The sequence below is a fragment of the Burkholderia sp. Bp9143 genome, from assembly GCF_003853645.1.
Lineage (GTDB): Bacteria > Pseudomonadota > Gammaproteobacteria > Burkholderiales > Burkholderiaceae > Burkholderia.
This window is the reverse complement of the sequence record NZ_QTPO01000164.1, coordinates 1-569: the sequence shown is the minus strand read 5'-3', so window position 1 is coordinate 569 and position 569 is coordinate 1. Positions and strand designations below refer to the sequence as shown.

Genomic DNA, 569 nt, shown 5'->3' with positions numbered 1-569 from the left:
GGAGAAACTCATCCCCCATTGACGACTTGTTCTTTGTCGGCCCGACTACCTGTCAGATCAAGTCCCGGCTAATACAGGTAATTCGTCGACATGACTTGGTCTCGTCGTACCCCGTTGTCAATCTCGAATTAACACTGTTGTCGTCTTGTGTGTCTTGATGGCAATGCATCCCGCCCGCATCATCGTTGCTCCTGTATTCACGGACCGCGCGACGAGCGATGGCCTCGCATTCAAATGACGAATGAGCATGCTTCCCTTTTCCGACCTCTTGTTTTTCGTAATGGCCTGACACTGCGCAATCGCGTTGTGATGGCGCCGATGACTACCTGGTCTGCTGATCCCGACGGCACCATTTCAGATGCCGAGCTCGACTATTACCGTCGCCGTGTTCAGGGCGTCGGCATGGTCGTGACCGGTTGTACGCACGTGACGGAGAACGGCATAGGCTTTAGCGGCGAGTTCGCTGCTTACGACGACCGTTTTATCCCCAGTTGTTGATTTCCACCGAGTCTTAACCCACCGATTTCATCTAAATCTGACCCACCCCGAGACAGCGTAGTACATCTATT

General features: G+C 53.3%; 1 protein-coding gene. It reads left to right on the top strand.

The genetic code is table 11. From position 1 onward, the window contains the following. Positions 1-234 precede the first annotated feature (234 nt). Positions 235-498 (top strand): hypothetical protein, encoded by a 264-nt coding sequence (locus tag DIE23_RS39145; RefSeq protein WP_124618219.1) that lies wholly within the window; start codon positions 235-237, stop codon positions 496-498. The last annotated feature ends 71 nt before the right edge of the window (positions 499-569 follow it).